This is a genomic window from Acinetobacter sp. YH16052 (assembly GCF_013417155.1).
Taxonomy (GTDB): Bacteria; Pseudomonadota; Gammaproteobacteria; order Pseudomonadales; family Moraxellaceae; genus Acinetobacter.
The window spans coordinates 12762-30345 of sequence record NZ_VPEO01000002.1; the positions used below are offsets into that span (position 1 = coordinate 12762).

Sequence of the window (17584 nt, forward strand, 5' to 3'; positions counted from 1 at the left end):
TTCCCTATTTCTAAACAAAACTGACAGGAAAACTGCCTCCTATTTTGATCTACACTCAAGCAGTGAAATTCAAAAATCTGCAAAGACATATTTCCTATTTCTTTGAAACAGACTATGGAATTCTGCCTATTCTTAAACTATCTGTTTCGGAGTTTCAGCGAGCAACACCAATCAGTTGAACTATAACTCAACATTAGTAAAAGTAGCTTGGACATCATTGTGAACGAGATTGAATAAATCTCGATACCTCCTGCTTCAGAATAAATCACCGGTCAAGCTTGATTTCTCGATCAAGAAGCCTTACTTCTAGAACTAACACTGAAAATTAATTTGGCAGACCGACATGACTTTAGAAAAGGCAACTTTGCCTGTTCCGCAATTTGATCAGATTACGCTGGCTGAGCTAAAACAAAAAATTGAAAGCTGTATCGCTGAAGGGCAAAAGTTCCTGAATGAACTTACCGAAACACCTACTTCAGTACAGGAGCAGCTGACTATTCTGGAACATGTCGACACGCTTGAAAACAATATGAGTGAGTCTTGGGGCATCCTGTCGCATTTAAATGCTGTGATGAACAATGCCGAAACCCGTGATGTCTATCAAGCACTCTTACCGGGTCTTAGCGAATATTATACGCAACTGGGTCAACATACGGCGCTATATCAGACCTATCAGCATATTTATGATGCGTCGATTTATAGTGAACTGCCGGCAGCACACCAAAGCGCGATTAAACTGGCCCTACGTGACTTCAAACTGTCTGGGGTGGCGTTAGAGGGTGAAGCGAAAAAACGTTATGCGGAAATTTCTGCGCGTCTGTCCCAATTATCTTCCGACTTCTCCAACCATGTGCTGGATGCGACTCAGGCCTATTTCAGACCGCTGAATGAAGATGATTTAGCGGGTCTATCTTCAAATAATATTGAGCTGTTAAAACAATATGGTCAGCAACGTGAGCTGGATCAACCGGTGGCTACGCTGGATTTCCCGTCTTATCTGGCGATCATGACCCATTCAGAAAATCGCCCTCTGCGTGAAGAACTCTATAAAGCTTATACCACGCGTGCGTCAGATCAGGCTGAACAGAGCGAGTTTGACAATACTGCACTGATCGAAGAAATTCTCAGTTTGCGTCTGGAAATGGCAAAACTGCTTGGCTTTAATAATTATGCGGAATTGTCCTTAGCCAGCAAAATGGCACCAAGTGTAGAGGCCGTAGACGAATTCTTGCGTGATCTGGCAGAGCATGCTCGCGCGCCAGCAGAGAAAGAAATTGCAGAACTGAAAGCGATTGCTGCTGAAGATGGCATCCGTGATCTGCAACCGTGGGACAGTGGCTATTATTCTGAAAAGCTGAAAATGCAGCAATTTAATTTGTCACAGGAAGTGCTTAAACCTTACTTCCCTGCACCAAAAATCCTGCAAGGCCTGTTCAGTATTGTGAATCGTCTGTATGGCATTCAAGTCATTGAACGTGAAGCGCCTGTCTGGCATCCAGATGCACGTTATTTTGAACTAGAAGATCAGGGTCAGGTGATTGGCGGTTTCTATTTTGATCTGTATGCACGTCAAGGCAAACGTGGCGGTGCATGGATGAGCGGTTTCCGTTCTCGTATGCAGACCAGTGATGGCTTGCAAAAACCGATTTGTTATATGGTCGGTAACTTTACTCCACCCGTCGGCAATCGCCCGGCACTCTTGACCCATGATGAAGTCATCACCTTGTTCCATGAATTTGGTCATGGCCTGCATCATATGCTGACAGAAGTGGACAATATTGCGGTAGCAGGTACCCATGGCGTGGCTTGGGATGCGGTCGAACTGCCAAGCCAGTTTATGGAATTCTGGGCCTGGGATCAGGAAAGTCTGGATCTGCTCAGCGAGCACATTGAAACTCAAGAATCCTTGCCGGCAGAGTTGCTGAAAGCCCTGCTCGATGCACGTTTCTTCCAGTCTGGCATGCAAACCCTGCGTCAGCTTGAATTTGCCCTGTTTGACCTGAGTATTCACCGAGCCAATCCGGCTTTAAATGCAACACAGGTTCAGGCTACTCTGAATGAGATCCGTGAAAAGTATGCGGTCCTACCGACCACCGACTATAACCGTTTCCAGCATAGCTTCAGTCACATTTTTGCCGGTGGTTATGCAGCAGGATATTATTCCTATAAATGGGCCGAAGTTTTGGCCAGTGATGCCTTCGACCGCTTTGAATATGAAGGTATTTTTAATACCACTACCGGAAAGCAGTTTCGGGAAAATATCCTCGCAGTTGGCGGAAAAGACACAGCACTTGACGCATTTATCAATTTCCGCGGACGCGAGCCAAAAATAGATGCGTTGCTGCGTCATCAAGGTTGGACGAACCCCTCTAAAAACGCTTAAACTAGCTTTTTAAGTTGATCACAAGGTGAGTATGATGACCATTAAACGTCGTTTCATTGCAGGCGCAAAATGTCCAAAATGTCAGGCGTTAGATCGCGTCGTCATGCTGACCTCTGGTGAAGATGAATGGATCGAATGTATTGAATGTGGTTATGAAGAAAATCGTCCCACACATGTTGATCAACCAGAAACACCAGCTGTTCCAGATGAAGTTGGCGTGATTCAGTTTAAACCTCGTTCAGTAAAATAAAAATCAAGGTTCAAGCTATGTCAGTAGAACAAAGAAATAACCCCAAACTTTTAATGGGGATTATGGGGGCTTTAGTTACTGTCGTTGCATTGGTATTGCTATATCAGTGGTTGAATGCCTCTTCCGGTGAAGCGGAACGCATATATCAGGAAGATATCGCGGCTGTTCCGGCAGCAAAACCTGCGGCGAAAACTGAAGAAGATACGGCGGCAGCGAAAGCACCTGAGACGATCGAAGCTAAAGCACTGGTATCAAATCAGCTGTTAGATGCACCAGTGCCGGAGAATGCCAGTTTGGCCAAAGAAGAAGTGGCTAAATTAGATGACATCCAAGTTCAGCTCAATGAACAAAAAGCTACACTGGATGCGCAGCATAGCGATGCCGACCAGTTGATCCAACTGAAAGAGGAACAGATCAAGTTACTTGAAGCACAACTTGCTCAAAGCCAGTAAATCTCGACAGCATTTCAGCTAGAATATCGTCAGATCTTCTAGCTCAGTTGTTTCCATGTCTGCCCCAGCCGCTCCGCATCTGCTTAAAGCCATTCTGTTACTGACCTGCTCTGCTTTTCTCTTTTCAGTCATGGGCATGTGTATCCGTTATGCCTCGGCAACGGTTGATAATGCCACCGTGGTCTTCTTTCGCAATTTTGTTGGGCTGTTTATTTTCCTGCCCTTCATTTTCAATAAAGGCATTGGTTTTTTCAAAACTGAAAAACTATGGATGCACACTTGGCGCGCAGTGGTCGGCCTGACTGCCATGCACGGCTTTTTCTATGCCATTGCTCATTTAAAACTCTCCAATGCCATGGTCTTCACCTACTCTTCCCCGATTTTTATTCCTTTGATTGCCTGGCTATTTCTCAAGGAAAAAATCACCACAAGCATGTTAGCCGCAGCTCTGATTGGTTTCATCGGCGTACTCTGTGTCGCCAAACCAGATTCGGGTCTAATTAACCTGATGTCGGTCATTGGTTTGGGTGCAAGTTTTCTGGCGGCGATGGCGTTTGTCACGGTTCGGGCGCTGACCAAAACCGATTCTCCGGAAAAAATCGTGTTTTACTTCTGTTTTATTGGCACCCTGATTTCCGTGATTCCGATGTTCTGGCTATGGCGACCTTATACCCTGACAGAACTCAGCTATCTGATTACTGCCGGCATCCTGGCCAATTTCAGCCAACTGTTTATGTCAAATGCCTACAAGCTGGCTCCGGCAGGACAGATTGGACCGGTCAACTATGTGGCGATTTTCTTTGCCGGCATGTGGGGCTTTCTGTTCTGGCAGGAAGTTCCGGAACTCTATAGCGTGATTGGGCTGGGGCTGATTTTCTGTGCGATTCTATTGTGTAGCCCGATCCTACAAAAGCGCCTGAATTCATCCAAAATTTGATTAACGAATTTAAATCAAATAAATAAAAAAGCACCCGAAAGTGCTTTTTTATTGCTTTTCTTTTATTGATACCAGCCGAACAGCTTAAACATATAAGGCACATAGGCAATGATCAGCATCGCAGGCAGCAATACTATCATCGGCAAAATCCAGCGTTCATAACGGTAGTAGAAAGACAAGTGTCGTACTTCTGCATCCGCCTCGGCCACTTCGGCATCGCCAATCGACTGTCTGGCCAGCAGATGATTTAGCGCAACCGGTGGCGTCACATAACCCAGCTCAAAACCAATCAGGGTAATCATCCAGAAATGTACTGGATGAATGCCGTATTGATAGGCCACTGGAGCCACGGTCGCCGAGATCAGAATCACCGCGCCAAATGGATCCATGATCATCCCGACAAAAATCATCAAGCCGACAATCAGGGAAATCACCAGAATGGTACTGCTGATGTCGGTCGGGAAGGCTTCCATAATTTCAATACGTTCCAGCAAGCCACCCACACTCACCGAAAGTGCCATCAGAATGACCAAGGCACCAATATGGCCCACCGTCTCACTGGTCGAAATATGCATAGACTTCCAGAAACCGACATTACGCAAAATTTCAGTTGCTTTTGAACGCTGCACAGTATGATCAACAGCCAATTCTTTGCCTGGTTGTTCACTATGTTCAGCCTCACGATATTCTGCATTGGCTGCGGCACCGGCTGTCGCCAGTTCAGGTGCCGATCTTGAGTTTAAAGTTGCGGTCAAAGTTTCATCCCAATGCCCCACTGCCGGCAAGGGCGCAGGTTCATGACGCAACTTGTCGAACAAGACAATCATCAGCAGAATGACTGGCATCATCACTGGTGCGGTAAATTCATTCAGGTCAGTCGACAAAGCATATTTATAGAACAACCAGATCAGAATAAAAATCACGATATAGGGAATAATCGCAATGAAGGCACGACCGGATTGAGGAGCTGCTACGCTAGGTGCAGCAATCCGGAATTTGTTTTCTGCAAAGAACAGGGAAATAACCAGGAATAAAGTCGAGCTGAGCAGGAAGACATAAATCCCGTAGTGATAGAGTAAGTCGGTAGTCACTTCTTTATTGAGGGATGCCACCACGACAATCAGCAAGCAAGGACGTAAAACCACGCCCAGTGAACCGGACATTGCAGTGGCGGCCAGTGCAAACTGACGGCGTCCACCCGCATTCCAGACTTCCTTGTAAATAATCGCACCTGCGGCAATTACGAAAATCCCTGAAGCCCCAGTATAGGCGGTCGGTAATGCAGCTGCCAGCAAGATTAACCAGGTCAGGGTTTCAGGGGCCAGATTCCATGGACGCAGAATATTCAGAAACATGTCCACGACACGGGTCTGTTTCAGCAACATACCGGCCCAGATAAACAAGGCCAAGTTCAGAAAGATACTAGAAAACTCCACCAATTGACCGAGGTAAATCCCCTGTCCCATTGGATAGTCCATAAAGAAAGTGAAGTTTATCCCGGTAGTAATGGCCATATAGGCATATAGCGGTACACTCAGAAAGGCCAGACCAAAACTGCCACCCTCACGTGTTGGTTTTGGCTGTTTGATCACCTGATACAAGCTGATCAGGGTGAGTGCGCTGAACAGAATCATCCACAACCAGTAGATGTATTTCATCTCCCCCATCGGCACGCCCGAGTTCAATACGGACTGATATTGGCTATAGGATGAAAATGCCAGGAAAGCATTAGCGACCAGCATGGCGACCGAATAAACTTTAAAGTCGATACGCGTGCTCGGGCTACGCAAGCCAATATGATGGGTTTTTAGAGTGGCACTGATCGCAGCAAAGACCACCATGATGACCAGAAGCAAAGCCCGGTTTTCCGTACCAAACTTAAAGATGCCAAAGAAAGAAGTTTCAAAGGTCCGATAAGCCCGAATACTTGGATGGGCTTCCACATGTTGAATGGCTTTATCATAAAACAGGTAGGATTCTTCACAGACCTGTTGTGCCTGTAACACCGCAGCACGGACATCCGCTTCCGAACGCACCCCGAAGAAATCGGCATATTCATCGGCTGCATCGGCTTTCATCTGCTGCTGAACGCGTTGATCGACATTAATATTGCGTTCACATTGTGGACGCGTCGGCTCAGCCCTTAAAAATGAATATTGCATTCCTGTTGCCGGATCACCGTAAATACGCTCACCCATACGCAGCAACTGGCCGTGAATCATTTCCCCAGTGCCAATAATTAAAGTGAGCAAAAGTAAAACCAGCACGACGAAGGTCGAGATCCACTCTGTCCATATATAACGCAACAGACCTAATCCTGATCTGTTTTGATCATTATTTTGCATGTGTATTCCTATTTTTATTTTAGCGGCCTGATGCTTGGTCTAGGACGCTGATCTTCCCTTCTGCCTAGAAAATTCCTTTTCAAAGGTCAGGATCTTTATTCTATGTTTTGACTTTGCATGAAAATTGGCACAGTAAAAATGACAATTTATATTTTCTTTTTGTATTTTCTGCCAAGTAAATTATTTATCTCTGCACTTTAATTATCCCGAAAATAATTGCTCACAATATAGATCAGCGCCAGAATCACGCCCCAAATCACCCCAAGTAAATGTGCCTCAACCAAAACCGGACTACCGATCAGCTGCGCCATTCCGACATTGCCAATGGTGTTTTCCCAGACCAGTTTGGCAAAAATCAAAAATAACACTAACGCCGCAAAGCCGCGTTCCCGCTTATACAGCAAATGTACACAGGCTACGGCGACATAGGCACCATGCAGCACGCCCGACAGACCCGCATAAGCTTCAATATTGGGCAAGAAAAAATAAAAACTTAAACTGATCAACGGCGGCAAAATCAGCAAAATGGCACAGAAATGCCAGACCGTGGCGCGTGGAAAAATAAAAGGTAAACAGATAAAGGCGAGAATATTCAGAAAATAATGGATCCAGCCCACATGTACCCAGTGCGCCGTCCAGAGTCGCCAGAATTCACCCAGCAGACTTTCTTGCCAGTAAATGAAATGATCGTGAAAAATTTGCAGACATGCAGAGAAAGAGACAAAAGCCGCTAGAAAAATAATTTTTCGTCGAAAATGTTGATCTAGCATCGGCCTGTTGTCCTCCCTGACCCTCTAGTTTGACTTCATCCCTGAAGCTTCATGCAGGGTATCTGCATTACAGATCCGCACTGAACAGATCATCGAGCTCAGAAGAGCTGTCGGATTCATCCCAGAAACGTTGCATGCCATCATCGCCACTGCGTATACCGGTATTTTCTGTCCAGTAGCGATCTGATATGCCACTGACCATAATCGCGGCCATGCTGTCAATCAGCTTGAATTGCGGATTTACCGGTTTTTCCTCGGTACGTGCCTGAGCAAAGGTTTTCAAGGCATCCCGAACTTTGGCATCATCCCCACTGGCCTGAGCCGCTACGGCATACAAGGCATGAGATAAACGTACACCTTTTTGCTCACCAATTTGTGTAGATTGTTTTAATGTTTGGTAAGGGTCAGGCTTGCCTTCCCCTGCGCCTGGCAACAAAGTCCAGATCACCGCACGGGTGGCATTCGGCGCACCCCAGAATTTCGCGTTATCCAGACACACCATGCCACGCTCGACCACGGCAGCAATATCTTTCGGTACATGCACTGCACCACCCGAGTTAATATCATTGGTCATGGCCTGCAAGCCACTGAGCATACCCAACAGATAAACCGTTTGCTCGATATCACTGTTCATGCGTGGGCATTCTTCACCCAGGGCTTTTTGGTATTTCTTTTCATAACGGCTCTGGAACAGTTGATAACCGGTATATTGACGCTGTGCTGCCAGTGCCGCCCAGCGCTTCTGCTCGATTCGGGCATCTTGAGCTTCTGCCACCTGATTGGTTTTTGAAGCACGTAAATAGCGTAACTCGGCTTCCAGCGCTTTTTGCTCGGCACAAATACCGGCAGCCGAATACATCAGCACGGCCACCCGTGTTGGATCCGCCCCCATTTCTTTGGTCGCCATAATGGCCGGAGTTAAAGAATTCCCTGAATTACACACCATTTCAGCATCATCCATCGCTAAAATCGGCGGTACAATATGGTTTTCGGTGAAACCCAGTGCAACATTGGCACCGGTTTTAATGACCTGAGAACACCCCGTCAAAACTGTTGTTGTTATTGCAATGGTCGCCATACCTTGGCATATTTTACGGACGTCTGACATTTTCCTGTCCTCTATAATTGTGATTATGTCCATCTTTCTGCTAAAGATATCAGAAGCATTTTGTGAATAAAAGAGTATTTACTCTAATTTAGACGAGACACTTTGCCATTAAATGGCCGCGCTGCAATTGACTGTATTTAGGAGAATCCCAAATTTTGGGCAAAAAAAAAGTAGCATTGCGACGGTTCAGCACATGCTACTTATTAACTGTACAAGCAGAAAAATGATAAAACCCTGCTTGATTAAGATGAAAATTTATCCTTCAGCACCGATCCCGAATCGTCCGATCACCAGAGCCAAAACAATCGCTATAATCAGAAAAATCCACACTGGAAATTCCATCAGGGTTTCCCGTAGTTGCTGTCGGTGAGTTAAATGTACAGGCTGAAAATAAAACACAGGGAATAAATTGTCAGACAATTTCTCTAAGTCATGAATTAACCGTGTTTTTTGTCTAACAATAAAAATAGAAAGTTGATCTAAATATTTGTTTTATAATTATTTTAATCAAATCATTAAAATACGTTTGTCTTACAACTAAATTAATTTAGTCAATAATTTTAAGTATTTCCATTGTTTGAAGGACAATTGATCACACCAGATCAGTAAAGGTCGCGCCTTGGCATGCTGGAAATACACCACAATATACGCCTGATGATCAATCACGTGACTAATACATACCCGACGGGTCGGTCGTGCTTTGGTGGTCAATGACCATTCACGTCCATCCAGATATTCAAACTGCTCAATCTGTGGCGTCTTGCGGTAAAACAGCTGATAAATCACCAAGCCTATGACAGCACACACTGCCCAAAGTGCAATCGGTAATAACTGATACAATAGATACATCAGCAGTGCAAAAATAAAAAACTGAAACGCCAATGCACACAGACTGCGTTTCAGCTTGAAGCAACGATTATCCATGAACGTAAAATTTAAGCTTCTTGATAAAATCTTTTAGTTCAGGACGCGGCGGCTCAGACACTTCCATAAACCAGTCCAGCAAATCCGGGTCTTCCTGCTCAACCAGCTCTGCAAACATCTGTTTTTCGAAAGGCTCGGCATTCAGGTAATGGTTTTTTACGTAGGGATCAAAATATACATCCAGTTCTTTTAGACCACGACGCGCACGATAAATCACTTTGCGCTCTTCTAAGCTAATGTCATCAGTCATCGAATTTCCCCCCACTCGTTATAAACCCGAATAGTTTACCTGAAGCGCTGGCTGAATTTCGAGGGATTTCATAGAAATGACCAAAAGCATCAGCAGATTTAAGTCATTTGAACATTCCGCTCATTGCTGCTGATCTTGGCATGACCTAAGTTAAACCAAACAGATCAAAATAAGGAATAACAAGATGCAATCTGCAGCCATTCGCCCACTTGCCTCGATGCTGCCGCGCCAACTCTTTACTACCGAACATGATGCTTTTCGCGAGACGGTACGTAAATTTTATGAAAAAGAAGTCATTCCACATACCGAGCGTTATGAAAGTCAGCAGCATGTAGATCGAGAGCTGTGGAATAAAGCCGGTGAGCTTGGATTGCTCTGCGCTACCATGCCTGAGGAATATGGCGGCTCTGGCGTAGACCGGCTGTATAGCATGATTTTGATTGAGGAACAGGCGTATGCTGGAGATTCAGCAACCGGATTTTCATTGCATTCGGATATTGTTGCCAATTATCTGCTGAATTTTGGTAATAAAGATCAAAAACAGCAATGGCTACCCAAAATGGCCTCTGGAGAGGTCGTCACCGCGATTGCCATGACCGAACCGGGAACTGGCTCTGACCTGCAAGCAGTCCGTACATCTGCTGTATTGGATGGCGATGACTATTTGATTAATGGTTCCAAGATTTTTATTACCAATGGCTATCTCTGTGATATGGCCATCGTGGTTTGTAAAACTGGCAATAATGATAAAGGTTCAGCCAATCTGTCATTGATTATGGTCGAAGCCGACCGTCCCGGATTTAGCAAAGGCAAGCCGCTGAATAAAATTGGCATGAAAGGACAGGATACCTGTGAACTGTTCTTTGACAATGTTCGGGTTCCGAAAGAAAACCTGCTCGGTCTGGAAGGCATGGGCTTTATGATGCTGATGAAAGAGCTGGCTTGGGAACGCCTGATTGTGGCAATTATCTGTCAGGCAGGCGCTGAAGCTGCTTTCGCACATACAGTGAAATATACTAAGGAACGTCAGGCATTTGGCAAGAGCATCAGCCATTTTCAAAATACCCGTTTTAAACTGGCAGAACTGCGTACCGAGATCGATGTCTGCCGCACTTATCTGGATCGCTGTATGCAGCTGCAACTCAAGCACGAACTAGGCATAGATGCCGCTGCGGCGGCCAAATACAAGATTTCAGAAATGTACAGCAAAGTCGTTGATGAATGTCTGCAATTGCATGGCGGCTATGGTTATATGCTGGAATATCCGATTGCCCGTGCCTATATCGACAACCGTGCCAATCGGATTTATGCCGGTACCAATGAAATTATGAAAGAACTCATCGCACGTTCACTTTAAAATGGATGCATAAAAAAAGAGTCTCTCAGGACTCCTTTTTCTGTATGCAAAGATATAACTTTAAGAAACCAGACGCGGTTTATGCTTTAAAGCATTACTGTTTTTTCTAAATTTCAGTACACCATCTTCAAACGAAGCCTGTTTGAGCTCCTTACGGTCTGCCAGATAATTATTGCTGACTTTCCACGGAGCCTGTTTGCCTTGCTTTGGCATGACGTCTGCAGCCCGGGCAATATAACCCGAACTGAGACTGCCCATGACGGTATCCTGAAGCAATTCACTCTGATCTCCCTGAGCAATCACCTGCGCATAACCTTGCTGATCCATATAGTTCAGCAGACGGCAAATATACTCAGCTGCAATGTCGACTTTAAGCGTCCAGGAGGCATTGATATAGCCAATAATCAGCGCCATATTCGGTATATCACTGACCATGATGCCTCTATACAACATATGCTGTGAGGTATCGATAGGCTGACCATCCATCGTCGCCTGAATCCCGCCAAGAATTTGAATATTCAGACCGGTGGCAGAGACGATAATGTCAGCATCCAGATGTTGACCTGATTTCAGCTGAATTCCCGTTTCGGTAAAGGTTTCTATCTGATCCGTTGCAACTGATGCCTGCCCTTCACGTAAAATTTTAAACAGATCCCCATCTGGCACCACACACAGACGCTGATCCCAAGGTTCATAATTCGGGGTAAAGTGCTTCATGTCCACTTTACCTTTTAGCTGAAGTTGCACCGATTTAAGCAAAAGCGATTTTAATAATTTTGGCTGTTTCTGTGCCAAAGCATAAATCCCGCGCTGCATGCCGATATTACGCGCACGTGTCAGCTTGTAAGCGACCTCCTCGGGCAGATATTTACGCATTTTTGAATAAATAAAATCGACCGAGGGTACAGAAGCAATATAAGTTGGGGAACGTTGCAACATGGTGACATGCCCTACTCCACCTTTCACCATCGCAGGAACCAAGGTAATCGCGGTCGCACCACTGCCAATGATGACCACTTTTTTGCCTTTATAGTTTAAATTTTCCGGCCAATGTTGCGGATGAATAAACTCACCTTTGAATGCAGTTTGATTTGGAAACTCCGGCTGAAAACCCTGATCATAATTATAATAACCGGTACAACCCAGTATAAAGTTGGCGATCCAGATCTGCGTCTTACCCTGTGCGTCCACAATCTCTACTGACCATTTGCAGGTGGCAGAATCATAATTAGCACTCAGAACCCGATGCTGGAAATGGATTTTTGGCTGAAGTTTAAACTCTTCTACCACTTCAGCCAGATAATTTTTGATGGATGCGCCATCGGCAAGCACGCTTTCTTTTTTCCAAGGCTTAAAATTAAAGCCAAAAGTCGACATATCCGAATCGGAACGAATCCCCGGATATTTAAACAGGTCCCACGTTCCGCCAATACTTTCGCGGCGTTCAATAATCTCAAAAGAGCGTTTTGGACAATGTTTAGAAAGATGCGCTGCCAGACCAATCCCCGAGATCCCCGCACCCACAATTAAAATATCTACCTGCTTTTCCATGTTGTTCTTTTACCTAAGCGATGCTATCTGTTTTTATTAAATCACAAAACTGACAATACACAATGTCAAGTTAATTAAAAAGCCACTATTTTTTTATCTTTTCAGGCCAGATCAGTTATATGGAACCCAATCACTCTCAATTAAAATATACAGACAATAAAAAAGGCCGGTTTATTCAACCGACCTTTTCGAACAACTTGCGTTATTCTTCACGAAGTTAGTTAACTTCGCGATCTACTAGCTCAACGTAAGCCATCGGTGCAGCATCACCTGCACGGAAGCCCGCTTTAAGAACACGTAGATAACCGCCGTTACGCTCTTTGTAACGAGGGCCAAGAACGGTAAATAATTTACCAACAGTTGCTGCTGAACGAGTACGAGCAAACGCCAAACGACGGTTTGCTACTGTATCGTTTTTAGCTAAAGTGATTAAAGGCTCAGCTACACGACGTAACTCTTTTGCTTTAGGCACAGTTGTTTTGATCAACTCGTGCTCGAACAAAGAGTTAGCCATGTTTTGGAACATCGCTTTACGATGACTGCTTGTACGGCCTAATTTCACACCACTATTACGATGACGCATGGTGATAGTCCTACTTAATTAACGGCTACGATAGGCGAAACGATCGTCCATACGGAGACTAGCCGGTGGCCAGTTCTCTAAACGCATGCCGAGTTGTAAGCCTTTAGAAGCCAGAACATCTTTGATCTCAGTAAGCGATTTTTTACCCAAGTTAGGAGTTTTAAGCAACTCAACTTCGGTACGCTGTACAAGATCACCAATGTAGTAAATGTTTTCTGCTTTCAAACAGTTAGCAGAACGAACAGTTAGCTCTAGATCATCTACTGGGCGAAGCAAGATTGGGTCAACTTCTTCACGAGGCTCTTGAGCAACAGGTGCTTGATCTTTCTGAAGGTCAACGAAGATCGCAATTTGTTGCTGCAAAATAGTTGCAGCTTTGCGGATCGCTTCTTCAGGATCTACAGTACCGTTAGTTTCAAGATCAATGATCAGTTTATCAAGGTCAGTACGTTGTTCTACACGCGCGTTTTCCACGGTGTATGAAACACGTTTGATTGGGCTGTAAGACGCATCTAACTGCAAGCGACCCACTGGGCGAGTTTCACCTTCTGGGAAGCGTGAATCAGAAGTCTCGTAGCCACGACCTTGAGCCACTTTCAGACGCATTTTCAATGAGCCTGAGGCACTTAAAGTACCGATCAAATGTTCAGGGTTAACCACTTCAACATTATGAGGTAAACGAAGGTCAGCCGCAGTTACGTCGCCTGCACCTTGTTTCTCTAATGTTAAATAAGCTTCATTTTGATCGAACAGCTTAATCGACAATCCTTTTAGGTTCAGCAAGAGCTCGACGATGTCCTGCTGCAAGCCTTCCAAAGTACTGTACTCGTGCTCGACCCCTTCAATCTCAACTTCTACCACAGCTGCGCCAGGTAGAGAAGAAAGAAGGATGCGACGTAAAGCATTACCAAGAGTATGACCAAAGCCACGCTCTAATGGTTCTAGAATAACTTTTGCCGAGGTCCCGCTTGCCGCTTCGACCTTGATCGCTTGCGGAGTTAGAAACTCATTTGCAGTACGCGTCATATTGCTTCCTCAAGGATTATTTAGAATACAATTCTACAATCAAGCTTTCGTTGATTTCAGCAGGTAAATCAGAACGATCCGGTGCAGCTTTGAACGTACCTTCTAATTTAGAATGGTCAATTTCCATCCAAGAAGGCATGCCACGTTGAGTAGCTAATTCAATTGCGTTTTTGATACGTAATTGTTGCTTAGCACCTTCGTGAACTGCGATCACATCACCCGCTTTAACTTGGATAGACGCAATGTTAACACGACGGCCATTCAAAGTGATGCTACGGTGAGATACTAACTGACGAGCTTCTGCACGAGTAGAACCGAAACCCATACGATAAACAACGTTATCAAGACGGCTTTCAAGTAGCTTCAACAGGTTTTCACCAGTTGCGCCTTTAACACGAGCAGCTTCTTTATAGTAGTTACTAAATTGACGCTCTAAAACACCGTACATGCGACGTACTTTTTGTTTTTCACGTAATTGTAGTGAGTACTCAGATTGTTTACCACCACGAGCCCCGCCGTGTTGGCCAGGAACTTTCGCATGTTTTTTTGTCTTAACATCAAACGGTTTAACGCCTGATTTAAGTTGCAGGTCTGTCCCTTCGCGACGAGAGAGTTTGCATTTTGGACCAATATAACGAGCCATGAATGTTTCTCCTTACACGCGACGTTTTTTAGGTGGACGGCAACCGTTGTGCGGGATTGGCGTCACATCGGTAATGCTGTTAATTTTATAACCCACTGCACCTAAAGCACGAACCGCAGATTCACGACCAGGACCAGGACCTTTTACAAGGACGTCCAAGTTTTTCAAACCGTAGTCTAAAGCAGCTTTACCAGCAACTTCAGCAGCTACCTGAGCAGCGAACGGAGTTGATTTACGTGATCCACGGAAGCCTTGTCCACCTGAAGTGGCCCAAGCCAGTGCATTACCTTGACGATCGGTAATAGTCACAATGGTGTTATTAAAAGAAGCGTGAATGTGTGCGACACCTTCAGAGACGGTACGAGTGACCTTCTTGCGTGCGCGAGTATCTTTAGCCATCTTTTAGCTTCCAGAAATCTTATTTCTTAATAGGTTTGCGCGGACCTTTACGGGTACGAGCGTTAGTTTTGGTGCGTTGACCGCGGACAGGCAAGCTGCGACGATGACGAAGACCGCGGTAGCAGCCTAAATCCATTAAACGTTTAATGTTCATGGAAATTTCGCGACGTAAATCACCTTCGGTCGGAACCTTAGCAACTTCTGCACGAATCGCATCAAGCTGAGCGTCATCTAATTCACGGATCTTAGTAGTTGGAGCAATACCAGCAGCAGCTAAGATAGCTTTTGAAGTATGGCGACCAATACCAAAGATATACGTTAGAGAGATAACAGCGTGCTTGTTATCCGGAATGTTTACACCGGCAATACGAGCCATTCAATTTTCTCCAAAAAGGCAGTAGATAATCAACCGCCCCACAAAAATCTTGAGGGGCGGATAATAACCTAATTCGCCTACAGAAATCAACAGGTCTTAATCAGATTAACCTTGACGCTGCTTATGACGAGGTTCTGCGCTACAAATTACGCGGATAACCCCATTACGACGGATAACTTTACAGCTACCACAAATTTTCTTAACAGAAGCTTGTACTTTCATGATGAAACCTCAAGTGCGCTTATCCCTTAGGATGAGCAGTCGTTTTTCTCATTAACGTTTGATTATCGTATTGGTGCGAAGTGAGGTGTGATTGCAGCTGAGCCATAAAGTCCATCACTACTACCACAACAATCAGCAAAGAGGTACCACCCAGATAGAACGGAATACCAAATGAGCTTTGCAATACCATCGGCATCAAACAAATGACTGTAATATAAATCGCGCCAATAAATGTCAAACGATTGAGAATATGATCTAAGTAACGAGCAGTTTGCTCACCTGGACGTATACCAGGCACGTAAGCTCCGCTGCGTTTCAAGTTCTCTGACACTTCTTTAGGACTAAATACCAGTGCTGTATAGAAGTAACAGAAAAAGATAATTAACGCACCAAAGAGCACCAAATACAACGGCTGACCAGGCGACAATACCAATGCTACATCTTGCAGGCTACGCTTAATAAATCCAGCATTTGGATCTGCACTACCTACCCACTGACCTAAGCTCGCTGGGAACAAAAGCAATGAGCTGGCAAAAATTGCCGGAATCACGCCCGCCATATTAATTTTTAATGGCAAATGTGTCTGCTGTGCAGTAAATACACGACGACCTTGTTGTTTTTGAGCATAGTTTACCGGAATACGACGCTGCGCTTTCTCGATAAACACGATCGCTGCCAAAACACCCAGAGACAACAAACCAAAAATTACCAAGCCAATCAGGCTGGTCTGGCCATTATCTACAGATGAGAAAGATTGCATAATTAGATTAGGCAATCCGGCAACAATACCCGCGAAGATGATCATGGAAATACCATTCCCCACCCCACGCTCGGTAATCTGTTCACCCAACCACATCAAGAACATGGTCCCCGCAACCAGTGAGGTTACTGCAGGAACATAAAAAGCCAAACCAGTATTCAGGGTAATCCCCTGACTGATCAGGCCTGCACACATACCTATCGCCTGTACCAGCGCTAAGAATAATGTACCTTGTCGTGTATATTGATTAATTTTACGTTTGCCTTGCTCGCCTTCTTTCTTTAAAGCTTCCAGCGAAGGAACCACAGTTGACATCAACTGCACAATAATCGATGCAGAGATGTATGGCATGATCCCGAGAGCAAGAATAGACATTCGTTCTAATGCACCACCAGAGAACATGTTAAACAAACCAAGGATGGTACCTTGGTTTGCATTAAACAGGTTTTCCAATGCAGCATTATTGATGCCTGGTACTGGAATATGCGCTCCTAGTCGAAACACCAACAACGCACCAATGAGAAACATCATTCGACGAATAATTTCACGGTATTTCACATGAAATGGTTGGCCTTTCATCATGTTGACATGACCTGAAGAACTAGGAGTCATAGACACTGGGGATTACTCCTCGACTTTGCCGCCAGCAGCTTCAACAGCAGCTTTAGCGCCTTTAGTCAATACAACACCTTGAATAGTGAATGCACGAGTAATTTCACCAGAAAGTACGATACGAGCACGAGTCATGTCTTTACGTACAACGTTCGCAGCTTTTAAAGTTTCTAGAGACACGATGTCGCCTTCAACTTTAGCAAGCTCAGATAAACGTACTTCAGCAGTTTTCAAAGCTAATTGGCTAGTGAAGCCGAATTTAGGCAAACGACGATAAAGTGCTGTTTGACCGCCTTCGAAACCTGGACGAGTACCACCGCTCTTACGTGAGTTTTGACCCTTGACACCACGGCCACCGGTCTTACCAACGCCAGAACCGATACCACGGCCTAGACGAAGATTGTCACGTTTAGCACCTTCTGCAGGTGCAATTGTATTTAAACGCAGAGTCATGGCTTATTCCTCTACACTAACCATATAGTAGACTTGGTTGATCATACCACGGTTAGAAGGTGTGTCTAACACTTCTACAGTATGACCAATACGACGCAGACCTAAACCTTGCAGGCTAAGCTTGTGATTTTTCAAGCGGTGCGATGCAGATTTAGTCTGGGTAACTTTAATCGTTTTCATGAT

General features: G+C 44.9%; 21 protein-coding genes. 5 read left to right on the forward strand and 16 right to left on the reverse strand.

The features are described from left to right. Positions 1–328 precede the first annotated feature (328 nt). From FTV42_RS01455 to FTV42_RS01470, 4 genes are read left to right on the forward strand one after another with little or no spacing between them, the layout of a single operon-like run. Positions 329–2383: a M3 family metallopeptidase gene (locus FTV42_RS01455; protein WP_180037315.1), complete on the forward strand. Its 2055-nt coding sequence runs from the start codon at positions 329–331 to the stop codon at positions 2381–2383. A gap of 40 nt (positions 2384–2423) precedes the next feature. Then, the gene (locus tag FTV42_RS01460; RefSeq protein WP_171054337.1) at positions 2424–2633 is read left to right on the forward strand and encodes a YheV family putative zinc ribbon protein; all 210 of its coding nucleotides are present in this window, start codon (positions 2424–2426) and stop codon (positions 2631–2633) included. A 17-nt stretch (positions 2634–2650) separates the two neighbouring features. After that, a complete protein-coding gene (locus FTV42_RS01465) occupies positions 2651–3085 on the forward strand; it encodes a hypothetical protein (RefSeq protein WP_180037186.1) in 435 nt (144 codons plus the stop codon). A 55-nt stretch (positions 3086–3140) separates the two neighbouring features. Continuing rightward, the gene (locus FTV42_RS01470; RefSeq protein ID WP_180037187.1) at positions 3141–4022 is read left to right on the forward strand and encodes a DMT family transporter; all 882 of its coding nucleotides are present in this window, start codon (positions 3141–3143) and stop codon (positions 4020–4022) included. A 62-nt stretch (positions 4023–4084) separates the two neighbouring features. Here the strand turns inward: FTV42_RS01470 and FTV42_RS01475 are convergent, their stop codons facing one another. From FTV42_RS01475 to FTV42_RS01500, 6 genes are all read right to left on the reverse strand, one after another. Continuing rightward, on the reverse strand, positions 4085–6367 hold the full coding sequence (locus FTV42_RS01475) for a TRAP transporter large permease subunit (RefSeq protein WP_180037188.1): 2283 nt from the start codon (positions 6365–6367) through the stop codon (positions 4085–4087). A gap of 197 nt (positions 6368–6564) precedes the next feature. Then, the gene (gene rrtA, locus FTV42_RS01480; RefSeq protein WP_180037189.1) at positions 6565–7137 is read right to left on the reverse strand and encodes a rhombosortase; all 573 of its coding nucleotides are present in this window, start codon (positions 7135–7137) and stop codon (positions 6565–6567) included. A gap of 67 nt (positions 7138–7204) precedes the next feature. After that, positions 7205–8245 carry a hypothetical protein gene (locus FTV42_RS01485; protein ID WP_004281480.1) on the reverse strand — a complete coding sequence of 347 codons (1041 nt, stop codon included), beginning with the start codon at positions 8243–8245 and terminating at the stop codon, positions 7205–7207. A 255-nt stretch (positions 8246–8500) separates the two neighbouring features. Continuing rightward, a complete protein-coding gene (locus FTV42_RS01490; RefSeq protein WP_180037179.1) occupies positions 8501–8665 on the reverse strand; it encodes a hypothetical protein in 165 nt (54 codons plus the stop codon). Positions 8666–8782: 117 nt separating this feature from the next. Then, a complete protein-coding gene (locus FTV42_RS01495; protein ID WP_180037190.1) occupies positions 8783–9169 on the reverse strand; it encodes a hypothetical protein in 387 nt (128 codons plus the stop codon). Then, the gene (locus FTV42_RS01500) at positions 9162–9419 is read right to left on the reverse strand and encodes a succinate dehydrogenase assembly factor 2 (RefSeq protein WP_004281484.1); all 258 of its coding nucleotides are present in this window, start codon (positions 9417–9419) and stop codon (positions 9162–9164) included. The genes FTV42_RS01495 and FTV42_RS01500 overlap by 8 nt, the downstream gene beginning before the upstream one ends. 184 nt (positions 9420–9603) lie before the next feature. Between FTV42_RS01500 and FTV42_RS01505 the strand changes: the two genes are divergently transcribed. Then, positions 9604–10776 (forward strand): acyl-CoA dehydrogenase family protein, encoded by a 1173-nt coding sequence (locus FTV42_RS01505; RefSeq protein ID WP_005101192.1) that lies wholly within the window; start codon positions 9604–9606, stop codon positions 10774–10776. A gap of 60 nt (positions 10777–10836) precedes the next feature. On the opposite strand, the gene FTV42_RS01510 is transcribed toward FTV42_RS01505, so the two are convergent. From FTV42_RS01510 to rpmD, 10 genes are all read right to left on the reverse strand, one after another. Then, positions 10837–12327, reverse strand: a complete 1491-nt coding sequence (locus tag FTV42_RS01510) for an NAD(P)/FAD-dependent oxidoreductase (RefSeq protein ID WP_180037191.1) — start codon at positions 12325–12327, stop codon at positions 10837–10839. A gap of 217 nt (positions 12328–12544) precedes the next feature. Then, positions 12545–12910 (reverse strand): 50S ribosomal protein L17, encoded by a 366-nt coding sequence (gene rplQ / locus FTV42_RS01515; protein WP_004281488.1) that lies wholly within the window; start codon positions 12908–12910, stop codon positions 12545–12547. 18 nt (positions 12911–12928) lie between these two features. Beyond that, the gene (locus FTV42_RS01520; RefSeq protein ID WP_004281489.1) at positions 12929–13936 is read right to left on the reverse strand and encodes a DNA-directed RNA polymerase subunit alpha; all 1008 of its coding nucleotides are present in this window, start codon (positions 13934–13936) and stop codon (positions 12929–12931) included. 16 nt (positions 13937–13952) lie between these two features. After that, positions 13953–14579 carry a 30S ribosomal protein S4 gene (rpsD, locus tag FTV42_RS01525; RefSeq protein WP_004281490.1) on the reverse strand — a complete coding sequence of 209 codons (627 nt, stop codon included), beginning with the start codon at positions 14577–14579 and terminating at the stop codon, positions 13953–13955. Positions 14580–14591: 12 nt separating this feature from the next. Next, positions 14592–14978 carry a 30S ribosomal protein S11 gene (rpsK, locus tag FTV42_RS01530; protein ID WP_004281491.1) on the reverse strand — a complete coding sequence of 129 codons (387 nt, stop codon included), beginning with the start codon at positions 14976–14978 and terminating at the stop codon, positions 14592–14594. Positions 14979–14997: 19 nt separating this feature from the next. Further along, positions 14998–15354 carry a 30S ribosomal protein S13 gene (gene rpsM / locus FTV42_RS01535; protein ID WP_004281492.1) on the reverse strand — a complete coding sequence of 119 codons (357 nt, stop codon included), beginning with the start codon at positions 15352–15354 and terminating at the stop codon, positions 14998–15000. A 105-nt stretch (positions 15355–15459) separates the two neighbouring features. Next, on the reverse strand, positions 15460–15576 hold the full coding sequence (rpmJ, locus tag FTV42_RS01540) for a 50S ribosomal protein L36 (RefSeq protein ID WP_000867907.1): 117 nt from the start codon (positions 15574–15576) through the stop codon (positions 15460–15462). A 19-nt stretch (positions 15577–15595) separates the two neighbouring features. Next, a complete protein-coding gene (gene secY / locus FTV42_RS01545; RefSeq protein ID WP_180037316.1) occupies positions 15596–16915 on the reverse strand; it encodes a preprotein translocase subunit SecY in 1320 nt (439 codons plus the stop codon). Positions 16916–16960: 45 nt separating this feature from the next. Next, entirely contained in the window at positions 16961–17401 is a 441-nt protein-coding gene (rplO, locus tag FTV42_RS01550; protein ID WP_180037192.1) for a 50S ribosomal protein L15, read from the reverse strand. 3 nt (positions 17402–17404) lie between these two features. Continuing rightward, positions 17405–17581, reverse strand: coding sequence for a 50S ribosomal protein L30 (gene rpmD / locus FTV42_RS01555; RefSeq protein ID WP_004281495.1), 177 nt, complete (start codon positions 17579–17581; stop codon positions 17405–17407). Positions 17582–17584: the final 3 nt, after the last annotated feature.

What these genes read in the sequence shown, in the direction of transcription:
- rpmD (WP_004281495.1), bottom strand. Translation starts at nt 17,581, where the DNA reads ATGAAAACGATTAAAGTTACCCAGACTAAATCTGCATCGCACCGCTTG.
- FTV42_RS01465 (WP_180037186.1), top strand. Translation starts at nt 2,651, where the DNA reads ATGTCAGTAGAACAAAGAAATAACCCCAAACTTTTAATGGGGATTATG.
- rpsK (WP_004281491.1), bottom strand. Translation starts at nt 14,978, where the DNA reads ATGGCTAAAGATACTCGCGCACGCAAGAAGGTCACTCGTACCGTCTCT.
- FTV42_RS01470 (WP_180037187.1), top strand. Translation starts at nt 3,141, where the DNA reads ATGTCTGCCCCAGCCGCTCCGCATCTGCTTAAAGCCATTCTGTTACTG.
- FTV42_RS01495 (WP_180037190.1), bottom strand. Translation starts at nt 9,169, where the DNA reads ATGGATAATCGTTGCTTCAAGCTGAAACGCAGTCTGTGTGCATTGGCG.
- FTV42_RS01485 (WP_004281480.1), bottom strand. Translation starts at nt 8,245, where the DNA reads ATGTCAGACGTCCGTAAAATATGCCAAGGTATGGCGACCATTGCAATA.
- rpmJ (WP_000867907.1), bottom strand. Translation starts at nt 15,576, where the DNA reads ATGAAAGTACAAGCTTCTGTTAAGAAAATTTGTGGTAGCTGTAAAGTT.
- rplO (WP_180037192.1), bottom strand. Translation starts at nt 17,401, where the DNA reads ATGACTCTGCGTTTAAATACAATTGCACCTGCAGAAGGTGCTAAACGT.
- secY (WP_180037316.1), bottom strand. Translation starts at nt 16,915, where the DNA reads ATGAAAGGCCAACCATTTCATGTGAAATACCGTGAAATTATTCGTCGA.
- rpsD (WP_004281490.1), bottom strand. Translation starts at nt 14,579, where the DNA reads ATGGCTCGTTATATTGGTCCAAAATGCAAACTCTCTCGTCGCGAAGGG.
- rplQ (WP_004281488.1), bottom strand. Translation starts at nt 12,910, where the DNA reads ATGCGTCATCGTAATAGTGGTGTGAAATTAGGCCGTACAAGCAGTCAT.
- FTV42_RS01500 (WP_004281484.1), bottom strand. Translation starts at nt 9,419, where the DNA reads ATGACTGATGACATTAGCTTAGAAGAGCGCAAAGTGATTTATCGTGCG.
- FTV42_RS01520 (WP_004281489.1), bottom strand. Translation starts at nt 13,936, where the DNA reads ATGACGCGTACTGCAAATGAGTTTCTAACTCCGCAAGCGATCAAGGTC.
- FTV42_RS01510 (WP_180037191.1), bottom strand. Translation starts at nt 12,327, where the DNA reads ATGGAAAAGCAGGTAGATATTTTAATTGTGGGTGCGGGGATCTCGGGG.
- FTV42_RS01475 (WP_180037188.1), bottom strand. Translation starts at nt 6,367, where the DNA reads ATGCAAAATAATGATCAAAACAGATCAGGATTAGGTCTGTTGCGTTAT.
- rpsM (WP_004281492.1), bottom strand. Translation starts at nt 15,354, where the DNA reads ATGGCTCGTATTGCCGGTGTAAACATTCCGGATAACAAGCACGCTGTT.
- FTV42_RS01505 (WP_005101192.1), top strand. Translation starts at nt 9,604, where the DNA reads ATGCAATCTGCAGCCATTCGCCCACTTGCCTCGATGCTGCCGCGCCAA.
- rrtA (WP_180037189.1), bottom strand. Translation starts at nt 7,137, where the DNA reads ATGCTAGATCAACATTTTCGACGAAAAATTATTTTTCTAGCGGCTTTT.